18 protein-coding genes and 1 pseudogene are annotated in these 19564 nt (G+C 67.1%); 5 read left to right on the forward strand and 14 right to left on the reverse strand.

Translation table 11 applies throughout. The features are described from left to right. The first annotated feature begins 133 nt into the window (after nucleotides 1-133). Nucleotides 134-3166, forward strand: a complete 3033-nt coding sequence (locus N4G47_RS05150) for a two-component regulator propeller domain-containing protein (RefSeq protein WP_475285632.1) — start codon at nucleotides 134-136, stop codon at nucleotides 3164-3166. Between the two features lie 335 nt (nucleotides 3167-3501). Here N4G47_RS05150 and rnt read toward each other — a convergent pair whose 3' ends face one another. The 11 genes from rnt to pstS (N4G47_RS05205) form a co-directional block, all read right to left on the reverse strand. Beyond that, entirely contained in the window at nucleotides 3502-4086 is a 585-nt protein-coding gene (gene rnt, locus N4G47_RS05155; RefSeq protein WP_107230365.1) for a ribonuclease T, read from the reverse strand. Between the two features lie 252 nt (nucleotides 4087-4338). After that, nucleotides 4339-4833 carry an HvfX family Cu-binding RiPP maturation protein gene (locus tag N4G47_RS05160; RefSeq protein WP_475285633.1) on the reverse strand — a complete coding sequence of 165 codons (495 nt, stop codon included), beginning with the start codon at nucleotides 4831-4833 and terminating at the stop codon, nucleotides 4339-4341. A gap of 24 nt (nucleotides 4834-4857) precedes the next feature. Next, a complete protein-coding gene (locus N4G47_RS05165; RefSeq protein ID WP_475285635.1) occupies nucleotides 4858-5613 on the reverse strand; it encodes an HvfC family RiPP maturation protein in 756 nt (251 codons plus the stop codon). Further along, nucleotides 5606-6481, reverse strand: a complete 876-nt coding sequence (locus N4G47_RS05170; RefSeq protein ID WP_475285637.1) for an HvfB family MNIO-type RiPP peptide maturase — start codon at nucleotides 6479-6481, stop codon at nucleotides 5606-5608. The genes N4G47_RS05165 and N4G47_RS05170 overlap by 8 nt, the downstream gene beginning before the upstream one ends. Beyond that, a complete protein-coding gene (locus N4G47_RS05175; RefSeq protein WP_107230369.1) occupies nucleotides 6468-6824 on the reverse strand; it encodes a hypothetical protein in 357 nt (118 codons plus the stop codon). The genes N4G47_RS05170 and N4G47_RS05175 overlap by 14 nt, the downstream gene beginning before the upstream one ends. A gap of 256 nt (nucleotides 6825-7080) precedes the next feature. Next, entirely contained in the window at nucleotides 7081-7788 is a 708-nt protein-coding gene (phoU, locus tag N4G47_RS05180) for a phosphate signaling complex protein PhoU (protein ID WP_006428132.1), read from the reverse strand. Nucleotides 7789-7864: 76 nt separating this feature from the next. Beyond that, complete coding sequence (gene pstB, locus N4G47_RS05185; RefSeq protein WP_049411272.1) at nucleotides 7865-8695, reverse strand: phosphate ABC transporter ATP-binding protein PstB; 831 nt, start codon at nucleotides 8693-8695, stop codon at nucleotides 7865-7867. Between the two features lie 19 nt (nucleotides 8696-8714). Then, complete coding sequence (pstA, locus tag N4G47_RS05190; protein WP_057498349.1) at nucleotides 8715-9578, reverse strand: phosphate ABC transporter permease PstA; 864 nt, start codon at nucleotides 9576-9578, stop codon at nucleotides 8715-8717. Further along, complete coding sequence (pstC, locus tag N4G47_RS05195) at nucleotides 9578-10546, reverse strand: phosphate ABC transporter permease subunit PstC (protein WP_008267250.1); 969 nt, start codon at nucleotides 10544-10546, stop codon at nucleotides 9578-9580. Before pstC ends, pstA begins: the two co-directional genes overlap by 1 nt. An 82-nt stretch (nucleotides 10547-10628) precedes the next feature. Beyond that, nucleotides 10629-11717 (reverse strand): phosphate ABC transporter substrate-binding protein PstS, encoded by a 1089-nt coding sequence (gene pstS / locus N4G47_RS05200; protein WP_475285640.1) that lies wholly within the window; start codon nucleotides 11715-11717, stop codon nucleotides 10629-10631. 459 nt (nucleotides 11718-12176) lie between these two features. After that, nucleotides 12177-13193: a phosphate ABC transporter substrate-binding protein PstS gene (gene pstS / locus N4G47_RS05205; RefSeq protein ID WP_014036550.1), complete on the reverse strand. Its 1017-nt coding sequence runs from the start codon at nucleotides 13191-13193 to the stop codon at nucleotides 12177-12179. Nucleotides 13194-13699: 506 nt separating this feature from the next. Here pstS (N4G47_RS05205) and N4G47_RS05210 point away from each other — a divergent pair. Then, the gene (locus N4G47_RS05210) at nucleotides 13700-14932 is read left to right on the forward strand and encodes a porin family protein (protein ID WP_107230371.1); all 1233 of its coding nucleotides are present in this window, start codon (nucleotides 13700-13702) and stop codon (nucleotides 14930-14932) included. 81 nt (nucleotides 14933-15013) lie between these two features. On the opposite strand, the gene nth is transcribed toward N4G47_RS05210, so the two are convergent. From nth to N4G47_RS05225, 3 genes are read right to left on the reverse strand one after another with little or no spacing between them, the layout of a single operon-like run. Further along, nucleotides 15014-15706 (reverse strand): endonuclease III, encoded by a 693-nt coding sequence (nth, locus tag N4G47_RS05215; RefSeq protein ID WP_475285643.1) that lies wholly within the window; start codon nucleotides 15704-15706, stop codon nucleotides 15014-15016. Beyond that, nucleotides 15706-16059, reverse strand: a complete 354-nt coding sequence (locus tag N4G47_RS05220) for a hypothetical protein (protein WP_249844548.1) — start codon at nucleotides 16057-16059, stop codon at nucleotides 15706-15708. The genes nth and N4G47_RS05220 overlap by 1 nt, the downstream gene beginning before the upstream one ends. Before the next feature lie 4 nt (nucleotides 16060-16063). Beyond that, nucleotides 16064-16846: an enoyl-CoA hydratase/isomerase family protein gene (locus N4G47_RS05225; protein ID WP_228355185.1), complete on the reverse strand. Its 783-nt coding sequence runs from the start codon at nucleotides 16844-16846 to the stop codon at nucleotides 16064-16066. Nucleotides 16847-17011: 165 nt separating this feature from the next. On the opposite strand from N4G47_RS05225, the gene N4G47_RS05230 reads away from it, so the two are divergent. From N4G47_RS05230 to N4G47_RS05240, 3 genes and pseudogenes are all read left to right on the forward strand, one after another. Next, nucleotides 17012-17713: an FKBP-type peptidyl-prolyl cis-trans isomerase N-terminal domain-containing protein gene (locus N4G47_RS05230; protein ID WP_475285645.1), complete on the forward strand. Its 702-nt coding sequence runs from the start codon at nucleotides 17012-17014 to the stop codon at nucleotides 17711-17713. Between the two features lie 96 nt (nucleotides 17714-17809). Further along, a pseudogene (locus N4G47_RS05235) lies at nucleotides 17810-18611 on the forward strand (CoA pyrophosphatase). Then, nucleotides 18608-19510 carry a sulfurtransferase gene (locus N4G47_RS05240; RefSeq protein WP_475285647.1) on the forward strand — a complete coding sequence of 301 codons (903 nt, stop codon included), beginning with the start codon at nucleotides 18608-18610 and terminating at the stop codon, nucleotides 19508-19510. Before N4G47_RS05235 ends, N4G47_RS05240 begins: the two are co-directional and overlap by 4 nt. The last annotated feature ends 54 nt before the right edge of the window (nucleotides 19511-19564 follow it).

The raw sequence follows: 19564 nt of genomic DNA on the forward strand, positions 1-19564 counted from the left end.
CTATCATCTGCGTATCTCCCCAGCCTCCCCCGATGAGCCAGCCCGTTCCCGCCGGCATGCCGCCCCGCGCTGTCCGGCTGTTCCCGCACGCTGCCGTGTCCTGCAGCCGCACCTGGCCACCGCTACTGCGGTGATGGGCGGTCAAGGGGACAACGGGCGCTGGGTGGAGCGCCGCGTAACGGCCGTCAGGCAGGCCCTGCGCCGCGGCCTGTTGTGGCTGCTGCTGGCCATGCTGCTGCCGCTGACGGTGACCGCGCAGGAAGGCGCGCCGCCGCTGCGAGACTACGCCATCGACGTATGGACCTCGCGCAACGGCCTGCCGCACAACTCGCTGCGCGACATCGCGCAGACGCCGGAAGGCCACCTCTGGTTCGCCACCTGGGAAGGGCTGGTCCGTTACAACGGCCTGGATTTCACCGTGTTCGACCGCAGCACGCGTCCGGGCCTGCGCGACAACGGCATCGGCGCGCTGTTCGTCGATCGCCAGGGCGGGCTGTGGATCAGCGATTCGCGCGGCAATGTCAGCCATCGTGGCAGCGACGGCCAGTGGCGGGTCTGGGAACACCAGGCCGATACACCGCAGGTGCTGATCCAGTCGATGCAGATGGACAGCCAGGGCCGTCTGTGGCTGCTGTATGAAGGCAAGGGCATCGGTTACCTGCTTCCCGACCGCGGCATGGTCTACCAGGCGCCAGCGGCCGATCTGCCGATGGCGATGAGCTTCACCAAACTGGTGGTCGATGCGCAGGACCGGGTCTGGATCGGCACCCTCGACGGCCTGGTGCTGCGCGACAACGATGGCGTGCTCAAGCGCGCGCCGGCGGCGTGGGGGCTGGGTGCCGGCAGTGGCCTGTCGTGGCCGTACCGGGCGCCGGATGGGGCGCTGTGGATCGTCGCCGGCGAGCGCCTGTACCGGGTGGAGGATGACCGGCTGGTGCTGGTGCATCGCCTGCCGGGCCAGCTGCACATGACCGCGATGCTGCAGGATCGCCACGGCGATCTGTGGCTGGGCACCGAGAACCAGGGCCTGCTGCGCATTTCCGCGCACGGGCTGGAACGGCTGCCGGCCGGCCTGAACCTGCCGGGCGGGCGGGTGGTGAGCCTGCGCGAAGATGCCGAGGGCAGCATCTGGGTAGGCGCCAACGGTGGCCTGTACCGCCTTCGCGAAACGCTGTTCAGCAGCTATACCGAGCGCGATGGGCTCAGCGGCGACTATGTGCGCACGGTGTTCGAGGACCGCGACCGCCAGCTGTGGGTCGGCAGTGCCAGTGGCCTTGACCGGCAGACCGCCGACGGTCGTTTCCAGGCGATGCCGCTGCACAACCGCGGTGGCAAGGCGCCCTCGGTGCTGAGCCTGGCGCAGGGGCCGAATGGCGACCTCTGGGTCGGTACCTTTGGTGATGGCGTCTACCGGCTTGGCCGCGATGGCAGCCTGCGCCACAACTACGCCGCCGCCGACGGCATGCCCGGTGGCAACATCCGCGCAATCAGCGTGGATCCGCAGGGCGTGGTCTGGGCCGGCACGCAGAAGGGCGTGGTACGCATCGATGGCGACCGGGTGCAGGTCTCCAACGTGCCGGGCATGCCGGGCGGCCTGATCACGGCGCTGGAGCACGACCACCAGGGCAACCTGTGGATCGGCACCATCGAAGGCATCCGCGTACTGCGCGGCGACCGCGTGCAATCGATCAACCTGGCCCCGCTGGGCGGCGGCCGCAGCGTGTTCGGCTTCCACCAGCTGGGCGATGCGATGTGGATCAGCAGCGACCGTGGTCTGTACCGCTGGCAGAACGGGACGCTGGCACGGGTCGGCCTGGAACAGGGCATGCCGGTGGACGCGGTATTCCAGCTGGTGCCGGACCGGCTCGGCAATGTGTGGATCAGCAGCAACCGCGGCGTGCTGCGCACCGACATGGCCACGCTCAATGCGGTGGCCGATGGACGCACGCCGCGGGTGGTGGTGGAGCGCTACAACGAGATCGACGGCATGGCCAACGCGCAGGCCAATGGCAGCTCCGGGCCGTCGGCGATCCTGCGCCAGGACGGCACGTTCTGGGTGGTCACCGCCGGCGGCCTGAGCACGGTCGACCCGCAGCGCCTGCAGCGTTTCCGCGAGCGCCCCTCACCACCGGCGGCGATCGAGAGCGTGCAGGTGGACGGCGCGCCGGTGCACTGGGAAGGCCCCGAACGCAACCACATTCCGGGCGGGCGCCGGTTGGCGGTCAGCTACGTCGGCCTGAGCTACCTGATGTCCGACCGGATCCGCTACCGCACGCGGCTCGATGGCCTGGACAGCGGCTGGGTCGAGCGCGGCCCGCAGCGCAGCGTCGAGTTCGTCGGCCTGCCGCCGGGCGACTACACGCTGCATGTGGCGGCGGCACATCCGGCGGGCAGCTGGGGCCAGCAGGAAGCGGTGTGGAGCTTCAGCGTCGAGCCGTTCTGGTGGCAGCGGCGCAGCGTGCAGGCGTTGGGCGGGCTGTTGCTGCTGGCCGGCCTGGTGGCGCTGTACCGGCTGCTGCTGCAGCAGCTGAAGGCCAGCAACCTGCGCCTGGCCCGGCGGGTGGACGAGGCGACCTTCGATCTGCAGGCCAAGACCGTGCACCTGCAGGCCCTGAACCAGGAAAAGACCGAGCTGGCCGAGCGCCTGGCGCGGCAGGCCGAAGCGTTCGAGCGCCAGGCCCGCGAGGACGCCCTGACCGGGCTGGCCAACCGCCGTGGCTTCGACGAAACGCTGGCCCGCGACTTCGCCCGTTCGCAGCGCAGTGGCCACTCGTTGTGCCTGGTGGTGCTGGACATCGACCACTTCAAGGACGTCAACGACCGGCACAGCCACAGCATCGGTGACGCGGTGCTGGTGCAGGTGGCGGCGGTGATCGGCGCGGCCTGCCGCGCATCGGATCTGCCGGCCCGTACCGGTGGCGAAGAGTTCGCGCTGCTGCTCAACGACACCCGGCTGGAAGAGGCCGCACAGCTGTGCGCGCGCCTGCGCGGGTTGTTCCACGATCACCCGGACTGGGCCGGCGTGCCGGGCCTGCGGGTGACCTTCAGCGCTGGCCTGGTGGAACTGGATGCCGACGATCGCACGCCGGCCCTGCTGTACCAGCGTGCCGACCGCGCGCTGTACCGCGCCAAGAGCGACGGGCGGGATCGCACCTGCATCGGGTGAATGCATCCACGCATGGCGTGGATCTATTGGTGTTGCCGTACCAACCGGCGGTGCCGACCAACGGTCGGCAGCTACCACAGCATCGACTCACCACCGAGGTCGGCGACAGCGCCCATCGAGCGCAGCGATCCGCTGTTGCTCCCGCTTTTCTGATCTTCCCGTGGCGCCCCGCAACCTGTCGAAGGCCGGGCAGGGTGGGTTCGCGGAGGTATCCGCGCCATGGATGGCGCGGCTAAGCCCCCAGGGACGGGTTCACGGCGTCCCCCGCGAACCCACCTTGTCCGGCCCAACCGATGATTCGCTTCACGCCACGAGGGGCTCCGCCGTTGGCCGCTTCACCGCGGCCAGGCGTTGGCGATGGTGCAGAACAGCCGCGCGGTCTGCTCGGTGTCATACACCGCGCTGTGTGCCTCGTTGGCGTCCCAGCCCAGCCCGGCGGCATGGGCCGCGCGCGCCAGCACGGTCTGCCCGTAGGCGATGCCGGCCAGGGTGACCGTGTCGAACACGCTGAACGGATGGAACGGATTGCGCTTGTGGCCGGTGCGTGCCACCGCCGCATTGACGAAGCCCAGGTCGAAATGGGCGTTGTGGCCGACCAGGATCGCGCGCTGGCAGCCGTACTTCTTCATCGCCGCACGTACCGGGGTGAAGATGTGGTCCAGCGCCGCCTTCTCTTCCTTGGCCAGCCGGAACGGATGGTCGAGGATGATGCCGGTCACTTCCAGTGATTTCGGGTCGATCTCCAGGCCCTCGGCCGGCACCACATGGGCACTGGCGGTCTGGCCGGGGTAGAGCAGGCCGTTCTCGTCCATCTCGATCGGCACCGCGGCGATTTCCAGCAGGGCGTTGCGCTGGCTGTCGAAGCCGCCGGTTTCCACGTCCACCACCACCGGAAGGAAGCCGCGGAAGCGCTGGGACATCGCGCGCTGTGCCGGGGATGTTGCGGAATCGGGGGCGGCGGCAGGTGCGGGGGTGGGGTCAGTCATGGGTGAATTCTAGCAGAGCGGCCCTGAGTGCCCGGCCACGCTCAAGCGCCCCGCGCCGACCAAGGCCGGCCTCGAGCCCGGTAGGTGCCAACCTTGGTTGGCACAACCCCCGCCGACCAAGGTCGGCCTCGAACCCGGTAGGTGCCAACCTTGGTTGGCACAACTCCCGCCGACCAAGGCCGGCATCTACCGAAGCGCAGGCCGTGCCAGCACGGCGTCCACGCTCAGCTTGCCGGCGCCGGTGAACAGCAACGGCAGCAGCATGGCCATGAACAGCACCGGCAGCTTGAAATTGCCGAAGCCCTGGTCGCTGATCGTGTAGCCCATCGCCAGTTCGCCCAGCGAGTCCCATTGCATCGGCCAGTGCACCGCATAGGTGGCCACCACGGTCAGCACCAGCAGGCTGGCCGCAGCCAAACGCGTGCCGAAACCGAACAGCAGGCAGGCCGCGCCGACCAGTTCGAACCAGGTCGCCAGCTGCCAGTTCAGTGCCGCAGGTACCTGATCGAAGGGGAACGGGAAGGCGTCCTGGAGGTCGGCGAACCAGTTCTGGCCCTGCAGCTTCTCGCGGCCGGATTCGAAGTATTCCCAGGCCAGCAGCAGGCGCAGGCCGAGCGGGGCCAACCAGGGGGCGAGACGGTCCAGCTGGCTGCGCGTGGCAGCCAGGATCGGCAGGTTCATCGGTGGATCTCCGTGGAAGGGGCGTCAGCGCGGTGGGGCGAGCGGGCCGATCACGCCGGCGCGCAGGAACTGCTGCAGCAACGCGGCACCGGGTTCGGCCAGTGCATCGGCGGCGAGCCCATGGTCGGTGGCGAGCTGCTGGAGGTAGCGATGGCCATCCAGGCCAGGCTGTTCGCCGATCCGGGACAGCAGGTGCACCGCCAGCGGGCTGAGCGCAGCGAACCGCACTTCACCGTCGGGGTCGCGGCGCACCAGCAGGCCGGTCGGTTCGGACGGCAACGCACGTGGCGCATCCTCGGCACCGAGGCGATGTACCGGCCACTGGTACAGCAGTGGCCAGGCCAGTGGCGAGCGCTGCAGCGGCACCCGCAGCGGATCGACGTCGCCAGGCGCGGGCAGGGGTTCGGCGGACAACTGGTACAGCGCGGTTTCCACCCACTCGTAGTGGGCCAGTTCGGCCAGCGCCGGATGCGGCAGCGTGGGCTGCGCCTGCAGCCACTGCACGAACTCGGCGGCCAGTTCGGTGAACAACGGTGCCTGGCAGCGGTGCGTGGCGAAGTAGTGGCGCACCAGCGTGGTCCAGGCCGGTTCGCCGAGCAGGCGCATGCAGACCGGGAATCCAGTGCTCAACAGGCCGAGCAGGTTGTTGAACAGCAGGCGCTGATACACCGCCACCCGTCGCGGGTCCAGCCCGGCCGGCGCGGCCACCGCCTGCGGGTCGCGCAGATGCGCGGTGAAGGCGTGCTGCTGTGCGCGCAGCGTGGCGGGAGCTTCAGCCATGTGCCACTCCCGCGTGCATGGCCTGCAGGCGGCGGATGGTCTGCAGCTCGCCCTGCAGTTCGGCGTAGGGCGGGAAATTGAAATCGCGTTCGAGCAGGGTGGGGCGCGGCCCGATGCGCGCATAGGTGCGCGCCAGCAGTGCCCAGACCGGGTCGATCACCGCGCTGCCATGGGTATCGATCTTCAGGTCCGGCGCTTCGTCCAGGTGCCCGGCAACGTGCAGGCAGACGATGCGATCGGCGGGCAGGCCAGCAATGAAGGCATCGGCATCGTAACCGTGGTTGCAGGCGTTGACGTAGACATTGTTGACGTCCAGCAGCAGGTCGCAGTCGGCTTCGGCGAGCACGGCCGTGGTGAATGCCAGCTCATCCATCGCCGGTTCCGGCGCCAGGTAGTACGACACATTCTCCACAGCGATGCGGCGACCGAGCAGTTCCTGCACGCGGGCAATGCGCGCGGCGGTGTGGCGCACGGCTTCGTCGGTGAACGGAATCGGCAGCAGGTCGTACAGATGACCCTCGTCGCTGCAGTAGCTCAGGTGTTCGCTGTACAGCGGCACGCGGTGTTTTTCCAGGAACTGGCCGACCTGTTCCAGCAGCTGCGTATCCAGCGCTGCGGTGCCGCCCAGTGACAGCGACAGCCCATGGCAGCTCAGTGGATGGCGCTGTGCCAGTTCGGCCAGCGCATCACCGGCCGGGCCGCCAACGTGGATCCAGTTCTCCGGTGCACATTCGAGGAAATCGAAGTCGCCGGCCGGTGCATCGCGCAGGTCCTGCAGCAGCGCCCGGCGCAGGCCCAACCCCGCGGCCGCCGCGCGAAGCGGCGACCGTGGGTGGACGACGCCGGCGCGGACGTCAGTGCTTGCCACCGCACTTGCCTTCGCCGCACTTGCCTTCGGCCGACTTCTTGTCGCCGGTCTTGGCCTTGGCACCGGCGGCCGCACCGGCAGCCTTGCCCTTGTCGGCGCCGCACTTGCCTTCGGCGGTCTTGCCGTCGGCGCCACATTTGCCTTCGGCGTGCTTGCTGGCGTCGGCGGCCATCTTGGTGTCGGCGGCCTTGGCGTCGGTGCTGGCCTTGGCCGCCTGACCGGCCACCAGGTAGCCCTGGGCCAGGTCGCTCATGCTCAGGGCCGAGGCACTGGCGGTCATGCCCAGGCCGGCGGCCAGGGCGGTAGCCGTCAGCAGGGACAGGGTCTTGTTGGAACTGCTCATCGGTCGTGCTCCTGGGTGGTGTGGGCAGATGCCCGGGTGGCCGGCAGGAATGCCGGTGGAAACGATGGTGCAGCGATCCTACTCAACGAATCCTCGCCAAGAGCTCAAATTTTCGTGAGGTTTGTTACAGAAGCATCCGGAAGGTCCGCACCGGGCACGCCCGGCGCCCACAATGCGGGGGAAATACCCCAAAAGAAGGCCGCTGTCACCAGGACAGCGGCCACCTTGGAGTCAACTCCGGTGCTGCAGTGCAGCGTCAGATCTGGCCGGTGCTGGAGGTCTCGTCGCGCTTTTCACGCGGCGGCAGCGGCTGCTCGCCGTGCACCAGGAACCACACGTTCTCGGCGATGTTGGTGGCGTGGTCGCCCACGCGCTCCAGGTTCTTGGCCATGAACAGCAGGTGGGTGCACGGGGTGATGTTACGCGGGTCTTCCATCATGTAGGTCAGCAGCTCGCGGAACAGCGCGGTGTACTGCGCGTCCAGGCGGGCGTCGTCTTCGCGCAGCGCCAGCGCGGCATCGGCGTCGTTGTCGCGGTAGGCGGCGATGGCACGGCGCACCTGCTGTGCGGCCAGGCGGCCCAGCGCGCGCAGGCCCTGGATCTGCGGCAGCGGCGGCACCTTGCCCAGCGCGATCGAACGCTTGGCGACGTTGGCGGCGTAGTCGCCGATACGCTCGATATCAGCCGGAATACGCAGGCCGGCGAGGATCTCGCGCAGGTCGCGCGCCATCGGGCCACGCAGCGCCAGGCGCATCACGTCGTGGCTGATCTGCTGCTCAAGCGCATCGATCGCTTCGTCGTTGGCGATGATGCGATGGGCGGCGTTCTCGTCGCGCTTCTCGATCACGTCCATCGCCGCTTCCAGCTGGGCGACGGCCATCTCGCCCATGCGGACGATCTCGGCCACCAGACGCTGCTGCTCTTCGTCGTAGCTCTTGACGATGTGGTCGTTGGGAAGATTCATGGTTGTTCCACTCTGTAGAGTCGAGCCATGCTCGACTGCCGTTGTCTGTAGAGTCGAGCCACGCTCGACTGCCGTTTCAGCCGAAGCGACCGGTGATGTAGTCCTCGGTCTGCCGCTGCGACGGCTGCGAGAAGATCACCTCGGTACGGTCGTGCTCGATCAGGTCGCCCAGGTACATGAAGGCGGTGTAGTCGGACACGCGCGCGGCCTGCTGCATGTTGTGGGTGACGATGACGATGGTGTACTCGTGCTTGAGCTCTTCGACCAGCTGCTCGATGCGGCTGGTCGAGATCGGGTCCAGCGCCGAGGTCGGCTCGTCCAGCAGCAGCACCGACGGGCGCAGGGCCACGGCACGGGCGATGCACAGGCGCTGCTGCTGGCCACCGGACAGGCCCAGTGCGCTCTGCCCCAGCTTGTCCTTCACTTCGTCCCACAGCGCGCCCTGGCGCAGCGCCTGCTCGACGCGGTCGGCCATGTCGGCCTTGCTCAGCTTCTCGTGGTGGCGGATGCCGTAGGCCACGTTCTCGAAGATGGTCATCGGGAACGGCACCGGCTTCTGGAACACCATGCCGACCTTGCTGCGCAGGCGGTTCATCGGGTACTTCGGCGACAGGATGTTCTCGCCGTCCAGCAGCACCTCACCACGCGCCTCCAGCTTCGGGTACAGCGCGTAGATGCGGTTGAAGATGCGCAGCAGGGTCGACTTGCCGCAACCGGAGGGACCGATCAGCGCGGTCACGCGCTTTTCCGGAATCTCCAGGTTGATGCCCTTCAGGGCATGGAACTTGTCGTAGTAGAAGTCCAGTCCGCGCGCGGCAAGCTTGACCGGAGCCGGCGTGTGCAGGCTCTCGTGCGAGGACGGCACGGCGATGCGCTGCATCGGCACGGCGTTGGAAAGGTCGTTCATGGCGTTATCCACGGAAAGGTCAGTCATGGGAGATACGGTTGCGCAGCAGGATGCCGCGGGCGGCAAGGCTGACCAGCAACACGAAGACGGTGAGCACCAGGGCACCGGCCCAGGCCAGCACCTGCCAGGATTCATACGGGCTGCCGGCGAACTGGTTCATCACCACTGGCACCGAGGCCATCGGCTGGAAGATGTTGTTGTTCCAGTACTGGTTGCCGAAGGCAGTGAACAGCAGCGGCGCGGTCTCGCCGGAGATGCGGGCCAGCGCCAGCAGGATGCCGGTGATGATGCCGGCCGACGCGCTGCGGTACAGCACCTGCACGATCACCTTCCACTGCGGGATGCCCAGCGACAGCGCCGCTTCGCGCATCTGCGAGGGCACCAGGCGCAGCATTTCGTCGGTGGTGCGCACCACCACCGGCAGCACGATGAAGGCCAGCGACAGCGCACCGGCGAAGGCGGAGAAGTTGCCGCCGGTCTGCATCACGTACAGGGTGTAGACGAACAGGCCGAGCACGATCGACGGTGCCGACAGCAGGATGTCGTTGACGAAGCGGACCACGGTGCCAGCCTTGCGGGCGTTGCCGTACTCGGCCAGCCAGGTGCCGGCCAGCACGCCCAGCGGGGTGCCGATGCCGATGGCCAGTGCACACATCACCGCACTGCCGAAGAAGGCGTTGGCCAGGCCGCCTTCCTGCATCGGCGGCGGCGTCATCTTGGTGAACAGATCCCAGTTGATGCCGGCCAGGCCCTTCGAGGCCAGGGTGAACAGGATCCAGCCCAGGAAGAACAGGCCGAACAGGGCGGTGGCGCAGGACGCCGCGATGGCAACGACATTGCCGATGCGGCGGCGCAGGTACAGTGAATCAGCGGTAGTGGACATCAGTTGCCCTCCTTGCGGGACAGGCGCATCAGCATCAGGCGGGCGATGGCCAGCACCACGAAGGTGACGATGAACAGGACGAAGCCGAGCAGCAGCAGGGCCGAACGATAGGTTTCAGTGGCTTCGCCGAAGTCGTTGGCGATCAGCGCGGCGATGGTGGTGCCCGGTTCCAGCAGCGACGGCGACAGGCGCACGCTGTTGCCGATCACGAAGGCCACCGCCATCGTCTCGCCCAGGGCGCGGCCGAGGCCGAGGAAGATGCCGCCGATCACCGCCGAGCGGGTGTAGGGCAGCACGATGTCCCAGCTCACTTCCCACTTGGTGGAACCCAGCGCATAGGCCGATTCCTTCAGGCGGGTCGGCACGGTCAGGAACACTTCGCGCATCACCGAGGAGATGAACGGAATGACCATGATGGCCAGTACGAAACCGGCGGTGAGCATGCCGATGCCCAGCGGCGGGCCCTGGAACATCGGGCCGATGATCGGCCACTCGCCCAGGGTTTCGTTGAGGAACGGGGTGACGTACTCGGTCATCACCGGCACCAGCACGAACAGGCCCCACATGCCGTAGATGATCGAGGGAATGCCGGCCAGCAGTTCGATGGCGGTGCCGACCGGTCCGCGCAGCCAGCGCGGCGCGACTTCGGTGAGGAAGAAGGCGATGCCGAAACTGACCGGCACGGCGATGACCATCGCGATCAGCGCGGTGACCAGGGTGCCGTAGATCGGAGCGAGCGCGCCGAACTTGTTTTCGACCGGATTCCAGTCGGCGGAGAAGAAGAAACTCAGGCCCTGCATCTGCAGGGCATGGCGGCCGCCCCACAGCATCGACAGCGCGGCGCAGGCCAGGGCAATCAGGACGAAGATGACGGTGCCGACCAGCACCCATCGGAACAGTTTGTCGTTGCGGGCATCACGCGCATCACGCGTGGACGGGGCGGCTACAGGCTGGGCGATGGCATTCATGGGGACGGCAGGGCCAGGAAGGGGCGGGGCGGTACGGCGTGGAAGCAGCGGTGCCCGCGCGGGGCGGGCACCGTCGTATCCATCACTTCAGGTCGGTCGCCCAGTAGGCCTCGATCTGCTTGACCAGCTCGGCCGGCAGCGGCACGTAGTGCAGCTCGTTGGCCTGGGCCTGGCCGTTCTCGAAGGCCCACTTGAAGAACGCCAGGGTGTCCTGGTTGCGCTTGGCGTCCTTCGGCTGCTTCTGCATCAGCATGAAGTTGGTGGCGGTGATCGGCCACGCCTGCTCGCCCGGGGCGTTGGTGATGACCAGATTGAAGTCCTTGGCGCTGGCCCAATCGGCGCTGGCGGCCGCGGCGGCGAAGGTTTCCGCGCTCGGCGCGACCCAGTTGCCGGCCGCGTTCTGCATGGCGGTGTACGGCATCCCGTTCTGCAGCGCGTAGGCCAGTTCGACGTAGCCGATCGAGCCCTTGATCTGCTTCACGTACGAAGCGACGCCTTCATTGCCCTTGCCACCGACGCCGTCCGGCCACTGCACCGAGGTGCCTTCGCCGACCTTGCTCTTCCACTCCGGGCTGACCTTGGACAGGTAGTTGGAGAAGTTGAAGGTGGTGCCCGAACCGTCCGAACGGTGGACCAGGGTGATCTTGCCGTCCGGCAGCTTCACGCCCGGGTTGGCGGCGACGATGGCCGGGTCGTTCCAGGTCTTGACCTTGCCCAGGAAGATGTCGGCCAGCAGGGCGCCGCTCAGGCGCAGCTTGCCGGCTTCCAGGCCTTCGATGTTGACCACCGGCACCACGCCGCCGATGGCGGACGGGAACTGGGCCAGGCCGGCCTGGGCCAGCTCTTCGCTGCTCAGCGGCTTGTCGGAGGAACCGAAGTCGACGGTGCCGGCCTTGATCTGGGCGATACCGCCGCCCGAACCGATCGACTGGTAGTTGATCTTGGCGCCGGTGGTGGCGTTGTAGTCAGCCGACCACTTGGAGACCAGCGGGAAGATGAAGGACGCGCCCGCGCCGGACACTTCGGCGGTCACTTTGGCACCGGCGGCGGCCGGAGCGGCGGCACCGTCGGCAGTCGGCTGCTGCGCGGCCTGCTTGTCGCCACCGCAGGCCGACAGGCCCAGGGCGATGGCCAGGGAAAGGGCGGCAAGGCCGGCCGAGTGCAGTTTCATGGTCACTCCATAGCGGGGTAGAGCCGACGTGGTCGGCGGATGCGGCTATGAAATGATGTTTTTGTTACAGCCGTATTACGACCATGACAGAGGTGTCCTGGATCACGTTCTGACAGGGGTTTCACGGGGTTGGGCCGCCCTGGGAAAGGCCCTGGAGACCCAGGATCTGCGCACCGGCATGACCGCCGGTTGGCCTGAGTAGCGTCGAGCTTGCTCGACTGCTCCATGCCCTCGGTAGGTGCGGACCGTTGGTCCGCACGCTCACGCACCCAGCCGGGTCTTTGGCCCTTCGTAGAGTCGAGCTTGCTCGACTGATGCCCGCCGCGAGCAGTCGAGCAAGCTCGACTCTACACGCCCGTGCGCCGCAAACGAGAAAGGCGCGGGATCTCGAGGATCTCGCGCCCGGTTGGGGCCGGCGGGGAGAGAGGACCCGCCGGCCCCGTTCCTGCGGGGGAACGCTTACTTCAGGTTCTGCGACCAGTAGGTCTCGATCTGGCGCACCAGGCTGTCCGGCAGCGGCACGTAGTCCAGCTGGCGGGCCTGGGCGTCGCCGCTCTTGTAGACCCAGCGGAAGAACTCCTGGGTGGCCTTGCCGTTGGCCGCGTTCTTCGGCTTCTTGTGCACCAGGATGAAGTTGGTGGCGGTGATCGGCCAGGACTCGGCGCCCGGGGCGTTGGTCATCACCAGGTAGAAGTCCTTGGCGCTGGCCCAATCGGCGCTGGCGGCGGCCGCGGCGAACGAGGCGTCGCTCGGCTGCACGAACTTGCCGGCGGCATTCTTCATCGCGGTGTACGACAGCTTGTTCTGCAGTGCGTAGGACAGTTCGACGTAGCCGATACCGCCCTTGATCTGCTTCACGTAGGCGGCAACGCCTTCGTTGCCCTTGCCGCCGATGCCGGCCGGCCACTGGACCGAGGTGCCTTCACCGACCGAGCTCTTCCACTCCGGGCTGACCTTGGACAGGTAGTTGACGAAGTTGAAAGTGGTGCCCGAACCATCCGAACGATGCACGACGGTGATCTTGGCGCTCGGCAGGGTCACGCCCGGGTTCAGCGCGGCGATGGCCGGGTCGTTCCAGGTCTTGATCTTGCCCAGGAAGATGTTGGCCAGCACGGTGCCGTCCAGCTTCAGCGCGCCCGGGGCGATGCCGGCCACGTTGACCACCGGCACCACGCCGCCGATCACCGACGGGAACTGCGCCAGGCCCGAGGCGGCCAGTTCTTCCGGCTTCAGCGGCGCGTCGGAGGAGCCGAAATCAACGGTCTTGGCCTTGATCTGCGCAATACCGCCGCCCGAACCGATCGACTGGTAGTTGACCTTGTTGCTGGTGGCGGCGTTGTAGTCGGCCGACCACTTGGACATCACCGGGTAGATGAACGAGGCGCCCGCGCCGGTGATTTCAGCGGCGTTGGCGGCGAACACGGACGACGCTGCGAAGACGGCAACGGCAACGCGCGACTTGAAGGCGTGGATCACGGGGTGGCTCCTGGGTTGATTGGGATGCGGGGTTACCCGCCCGGTGCACATTCCATAACGGTTCGATGACAGCGCAGGGACCGTTGTATGACGCAACCGTTACAGCGCTGGCCGCTGCGGTTGCGGCGCAGTCCGTGAAGGTTTCGCGCGCGCTCCAAGGCTGGGGGAAGCGCACCACCACCCTCTATATGTCGTCATCGGAGCATCTGGACCGACGCCTGCGCATCCCGGGAATGCGCATCCGGCAGCGATGCCCGCGTCACCAATGTGGCCGCACGGCGCTGCGCTGCACGTTGAGGGCGATACACCACGCCCTGTACCGCAAGGCTTCGACACAGGCCACGGCCGAATTGCGTCGTCCGCATGACCGCACGAAGAAACCTGTGTTTGGTGCGCAGTTTGTCATTCGACTGTCATGGTTTTAACGGAACGTTCGCAAAACGCTTGACCGGCCTGCCGGCGTGGCGTTCTGCCCAAGCCATTCCAACCCTCTGGAGAGATCCAAAATGCGTTCCCATTTGCTCGCCGCCGCGGTCGTTGCAAGCCTCGGTCTGGTTTCCGCCGACGCCTTCGCAGCCCCCGCCAGCTCGGGCGTTTCCCAGGCACAGCTGCAGCAGCTGCAGGCACAGATCGCCGCGCTGCAGGCCCAGGTCCAGCAGTTGCAGAACGATTCGCAGGCGCTGCAGGCGCAGTCCGACGCGCAGTCCGAAGTGAACATCACCCAGGCCCAGGCCCTGGAAACGGCGCAGAAGACCCAGACCAGCGTCGACAAGCTGGCCAAGCTGGTCAATGACAACAAGATCGGCGGTCGCATGTTCTTCGACCTGACCAACATCGACAAGACCAGCAACGGCAAGGACACCGCCGCCAGCGGCACCGGTCTGGACGTCAAGCGCTTCTACCTGACCGTCGACCACAAGTTCAACGACATCTGGTCGGCCAACCTGACCACCGACTTCCAGTACAGCTCGGCCATCGGCAACACCGAACTGTTCGTCAAGAAGGCCTACGTGCAGGGCAGCTTCGACCCGGCCTTCAACCTGCGCGTCGGTGCCGCCGACATGCCGTGGATTCCGTACGTCGAGAAGTTCTACGGCATGCGTTATGTCGAGAACACCCTGACCGACCGCCTGAAGTACGGCAACTCGTCCGACTGGGGCCTGCATGGCTTCGGCAACCTGGGCAACAACTTCAACTACGCCGTCTCGGTGGTGTCCGGCGCCGGCTACAAGAACCCGACCCGCAGCAAGGGCATGGACGTGGAAGGCCGCGTGGCCTACACCCCGAACGAGAACTTCGTGGTGGCCGTCGGCGGCTACAGCGGCAAGCTGGGCAAGGAAACCGACATCCAGAGCGCCGAGAACACCTACACCCGCGCCAACGCGATGGTGGCCTACGCCGACAGCGACTTCCGTGTCGGTGGTGAGTACTTCCAGGCCAAGAACCTCAACAACGTGACGACCGTTGCCACCGACAAGTCCAGCGGCTGGTCGGTGTGGGGCAGCGTGCGCGTGACCGACGGCGGCATCAACGTGTTCGGTCGTTACGATGACACCGACGTCAGCAAGACCCTGGACCCGACCCTGGGTGACAAGTACTGGAACGTCGGTGTCGAGTTCCCGGTCATGAAGAACCTCAAGCTGTCGACCGTGTACAAGTACACGCACCTGGCCAACGCCAGCGACAAGAAGAACGACAAGACCAAGGAATTCGGCGTCTGGGGCGACCTGTCGTTCTGATCTCCTGAAGCACGCTTGTCCTGAAACACAGACGGCGGGCCTTGTGCCCGCCGTCTTCGTCTGGTCACGACAGAGACTGCGTCATGCCTCGGCCGTGGTCTTTTCCTTGAACCGGCACAGGTCGGCGATCACGCAGCCCGGGCAATCCGGCTTGCGCGCCTTGCACACATAACGCCCGTGCAGGATCAGCCAGTGATGCGCGTCGAGCAGGAACTCGGCCGGAATCGCCTTCACCAGTTTGTCTTCCACTTCGCGCACGTTCTTGCCCGGGGCCAGTCCGGTGCGGTTGGCCACGCGGAAGATATGCGTATCCACCGCCATCACCGGTTCGCCGAACGCGGTGTTGAGCACCACGTTGGCGGTCTTGCGACCCACGCCGGGCAGCGCTTCCAGTGCATCGCGATCGCGCGGCACCTCACCGCCATGCTTTTCCAGCAGGATCGCGCAGGTGGCGATCACGTTCTTGGCCTTGGCGTTGAACAGGCCGATGGTGGCGATGTACTGCTTCAGGCCATCCTCGCCAAGCGCGAGGATCTTCGCCGGCGTGTTGGCCACCGGGAACAGGCGACGGGTGGCCTTGTTGACGCCGACGTCGGTGGCCTGCGCCGACAGCGCGACCGCCACCAGCAGCTCGAACGGCGAGCTGTATTCGAGTTCGGTCTTCGGGTGCGGGTTGAGTTCGCGCAGGCGCGTGAACATCTCCACCACGTCGGCGCGCGGCATTGCGCCGGCACGCCGCGCCGGGGCGCGCGGGGTCTTCTTCGCGGTGGCCATTACTGCTCCTTGCCGCTGGCGCGGGCCTTGGCCCGGGCGAGGATGGCGGCCGCCGCAGCGGGCAGGGCGGGCTTCACATCCGGCGCCGGGGCCGGCGTGCGGCGTGCGTCGCGCTCGGCCTCGCGTCGTGCCAGGCGCACCGCACGGGCGCGGTAACGCTCGCGCGCGGCCCAGGCCGTGTGCAGCTGCTGCTGGGCCTGCTGCAGGCGCTGCGGAAGCTCGGGGTGGCCGGGCAGCAACTGTTCGTCACCGGCACGGGCCACATAGTCCATCAGCCCGGCCTGCAGGGCGCCATCGAGATCGTCTGCCTGGACCCGGGCGAACAGCTGCGCGGGATTGGGTCGGGATGCCATGGCGTCAGCGGTTCTGGAAGGCCGGCGGGCGGCGCTGCAGGAAGGCGCTGGTGCCTTCGCGCATGTCCTCGGTGGCGAACAGCAGGCCGAACTGCGCGCTTTCGTATTCCAGGCCGGCCTCCAGGCTGCATTCGCCGCCCACGTGCACCGCATCGAGCAGGCCTCGCAGGGCCAGCGGCGCCGAGCGTGCCAGCTGGCGGGCGACATCCTGGACGCGGTTGTCCAGCGCGTCGGCTGGCACCACTTCGTTGACGATGCCCAGTTCCAGCGCACGCGCGGCGTTGATCGGTGCACCCAGCAGGCACAGCTCCAGGGTCGCGGCGCGGCCGCACAGGCGCAGCAGGCGCTGGCTGCCGCCGAAGCCGGGAATCAGGCCGAGGTTGATCTCCGGTTGGCCGACCTTGGCGGTATCGGCGGCAATGCGCAGGTGGCAGGCCATCGCCAGCTCCAGGCCGCCGCCCAGCGCAAAACCGTTCACGCGGGCGATGACCGGCTTGGGCATGCGTTCGATCTGCCGCATCAGGGCCTGGCCCAGCAGCGAGAAATCACGTCCCTGAACCGCGCTGAGTGTGTTCATCTCCGTGATGTCGGCGCCGGCCACGAAGGCCTTCGGGCCGGCACCGGTCAGCACCACCACGCGCACGTCCGGGTCGGCGGCGGCGGCGCTGAACGCCTCGGCCAGGGCCTGCAGGGTCGCGGCATTGAGGGCATTGAGCTTGTCCGGGCGCTGGACGGTCACGGTGCGGATGGCGCCGTCGTCGGCGACGGCGATCAGGGCATCGGCCACGGGGAAACTCCTGGAACGTTAAAAAAGTGATATTGAACTCTGCAAACGCAGACGGGTCATAGCCTGCATCGTGAGTAGCGGTTACACGTTGCGCCCGTTATCCTAACCCGTCGCCTCAGGGCGGCGCAGAACGTCCCTGAGTTACCACCCCTGGAGAACTGTTTGATGAAGTTGCGTTCTATCGCGGTCGCCGTCGCGGCCCTGGCCCTGACGGGCAATGCCTTCGCCCAGGACGTTTCGTCCGAAAAGGGCAAGCTGAGCTACTACTTCGGTTACGACTACGGTAACAACCTGGCGGAGCTGACCGGTCGCGGTGAGCAGCTGGACATCAACTCGGTGGTGAAGGGTCTGCAGGACGCCTACGCCAAGAAGCAGCCGGCGATCACCGCCGAGCAGCTGAAGCCGGCCGTTGAAGCGTTCCAGAAGCGCGAGCAGGGCCGTGCCCAGGCTGCCAAGGCCGAGTACGAAAAGGCTGCTGCCGAAAACAAGACCAAGAGCGATCAGTTCATCGCGGCGAACAAGGCCAAGACCGGCGTGCAGTCCCTGCCGAGCGGCGTGCAGTACCGCGTGATCGAAGCCGGCAAGGGTGCCAAGCCGACCCAGGCCAGCACCGTGCAGCTGGAAGTGGCCGGTCCGTTCCCGTACGGCCAGCGCCCGACCGAGGCCCGCCCGGCCCAGCAGATCCCGTCGATCAAGGTCAGCGAAGTCGAAATGAAGGCCATGCGCGAGACCCTGCTGCAGATGCCGGCAGGCTCGAAGTGGGAAGTCACCCTGCCGCCGGACCAGGCCTACGGTGCCGACCCGCGCACCCCGTTCCCGCCGAACGTGGCTGTGCAGTTCGAGATCAAGCTGGTCAGCGTCAAGTAAGTCGAAGCAGTAAACCAAACGCGCCGGTGATCCCACCGGCGCGTTTTTGTTTGCGCAGATCCCGCCTATTCGCGCTACTGTTGCCAGGTGCAAACAATGGAAGAATCGGCGCGTGTTGTCGCAAGTCCCTGCATCGGAGTGTGCACGCTGGATCCGCACCGGCAATGCACCGGCTGCGGGCGAAACCTCGATGAGATCGCGCGGTGGTCGTCGATGAGCAATGACGAACGCAGCCGCATCCTGCATCGCGTGCAACCGTTGCGCGCGCAACTTCAGCAGTCGCTGCGCGGCTCGCTGGCCGACCACGAACGATTGATGCGCGCGCTGCATCCGTTGGCCGATCCCCCGCCGGCGATGGCTGGAACCGCAGTGAACTGATCGATCTGTTACCGCCTGGGCCTCCTGTGGAAGCGGCGGTGCTGGCCGGTATCGTGCCGCGCGCCAACGGCGCCCAGGTGATCCTCACCCGCCGTACCGAAACGCTGCGCACGCATGGTGGCCAGGTCGGCTTCCCCGGTGGCCGCACCGAACCTGACGACCGCGACGCGCTGGCGGCCGCACTGCGCGAAAGCCAGGAAGAAATCGCATTGGCGCCAGGCCAGGTGCAGGCACTGGGGTATCTGGATCCCTTCGTGACGATTACCGGCTACCGGGTCACCCCGGTGGTGGCGGTGGTCGATCCGGACTTCGTGCCGATACCGCAGCCCAGCGAAGTGGCCGAGGTGTTCGAGGTGCCGCTGGACTACCTGATGGCCGCCGACAATCTGCGCCAGGTCGAAATCAACCATCGCGGCCGCATCCGCCACGTCCTCGAATACGGCTGGCCGGGCCAGCGCATCTGGGGGCGACCGCGGCCATTCTCTACAACCTGCGTCGTCGCCTGGAGCAAGTGCAATGAAGCCGATCGATCCACCGTGGACCACCCTGGTCGATGTCACCACCCTGGCTGCCGCATTGGGCGAGGGCGTGCGCGTGGTCGATGCACGCGCTACCGCCAGCACCGCCGTGCGCGTGGTCGATGCGCGGGCCTCGCTGGCCGATCCGCAGGCCGGTGATGGCCAGTATCTGGCAGGGCATGTGCCGGGCGCGGTGCATGCCGATCTCAATCGTGACCTGTCCGATCTCTCGCGCGTCGGCCATGGTCGCCATCCACTGCCAGACAGCGATGCCTTTGCCGCAAAGCTGGGGCAGTGGGGCATCGGCCCCGACACCCAGGTGGTTGTCTACGACGGCAGCGACGGCAGCATGGCCGCCTCGCGGTTGTGGTGGCTGTTGCGCCTGATCGGTCACCGCCGCGTGGCCGTACTCGACGGCGGCATCGCCGCCTGGCAGGCGGCCGGCCATCCGCTGGCGACCGGCCAGCAAACGGTGACAGCGCTGCCCGCCTATCCGGGCCGTTTCGACACCGCACAGATCGCCAATGCCGATGAAATCAGCGCACGCCTGAAGCACGCACCGGGTTGGCTGGTCGATGCGCGAGCGGGCGAGCGCTTCCGCGGCGAGGTGGAGCCGCTGGACCCGGTGGCCGGCCACGTGCCGGGGGCGGTCAACCGTCCGTTCGCCTTGAACGTGCTCGACGGCCGCCTGCGTGATGCACAGGAACTGCGCGCCGAACTGCAGGGCGTGATCGGCAACCGCGATCCAGAACAGGTGGTGCTGATGTGCGGTTCCGGCGTGACCGCCTGCCATCTGCTGCTGGCGATGGAAGCAGCGGGCCTGAGCGGCGCGCGGATCTATGCCGATTCCTGGAGCGGCTGGGTCAGCGACAGCAGCCGCCCGGTTGCCACCGGCGCCTGACTCTATCGTCTCGGTATCCACGCAAAGAGCAGTCGAGCATGGCTCGACTCTACA

This window comes from Stenotrophomonas sp. GSD10, assembly GCF_056172695.1.

What these genes read in the sequence shown, in the direction of transcription:
- N4G47_RS05175 (WP_107230369.1), bottom strand. Translation starts at nt 6,824, where the DNA reads ATGAGCAGTTCCAACAAGACCCTGTCCCTGCTGACGGCTACCGCCCTG.
- pstA (WP_057498349.1), bottom strand. Translation starts at nt 9,578, where the DNA reads ATGTCCACTACCGCTGATTCACTGTACCTGCGCCGCCGCATCGGCAAT.
- N4G47_RS05160 (WP_475285633.1), bottom strand. Translation starts at nt 4,833, where the DNA reads ATGAACCTGCCGATCCTGGCTGCCACGCGCAGCCAGCTGGACCGTCTC.
- phoU (WP_006428132.1), bottom strand. Translation starts at nt 7,788, where the DNA reads ATGAATCTTCCCAACGACCACATCGTCAAGAGCTACGACGAAGAGCAG.
- pstC (WP_008267250.1), bottom strand. Translation starts at nt 10,546, where the DNA reads ATGAATGCCATCGCCCAGCCTGTAGCCGCCCCGTCCACGCGTGATGCG.
- pstS (WP_475285640.1), bottom strand. Translation starts at nt 11,717, where the DNA reads ATGAAACTGCACTCGGCCGGCCTTGCCGCCCTTTCCCTGGCCATCGCC.
- N4G47_RS05230 (WP_475285645.1), top strand. Translation starts at nt 17,012, where the DNA reads ATGAAGTTGCGTTCTATCGCGGTCGCCGTCGCGGCCCTGGCCCTGACG.
- N4G47_RS05210 (WP_107230371.1), top strand. Translation starts at nt 13,700, where the DNA reads ATGCGTTCCCATTTGCTCGCCGCCGCGGTCGTTGCAAGCCTCGGTCTG.
- N4G47_RS05220 (WP_249844548.1), bottom strand. Translation starts at nt 16,059, where the DNA reads ATGGCATCCCGACCCAATCCCGCGCAGCTGTTCGCCCGGGTCCAGGCA.
- N4G47_RS05165 (WP_475285635.1), bottom strand. Translation starts at nt 5,613, where the DNA reads ATGGCTGAAGCTCCCGCCACGCTGCGCGCACAGCAGCACGCCTTCACC.
- rnt (WP_107230365.1), bottom strand. Translation starts at nt 4,086, where the DNA reads ATGTCCCAGCGCTTCCGCGGCTTCCTTCCGGTGGTGGTGGACGTGGAA.
- pstB (WP_049411272.1), bottom strand. Translation starts at nt 8,695, where the DNA reads ATGAACGACCTTTCCAACGCCGTGCCGATGCAGCGCATCGCCGTGCCG.
- nth (WP_475285643.1), bottom strand. Translation starts at nt 15,706, where the DNA reads ATGGCCACCGCGAAGAAGACCCCGCGCGCCCCGGCGCGGCGTGCCGGC.
- N4G47_RS05150 (WP_475285632.1), top strand. Translation starts at nt 134, where the DNA reads ATGGGCGGTCAAGGGGACAACGGGCGCTGGGTGGAGCGCCGCGTAACG.
- N4G47_RS05240 (WP_475285647.1), top strand. Translation starts at nt 18,608, where the DNA reads ATGAAGCCGATCGATCCACCGTGGACCACCCTGGTCGATGTCACCACC.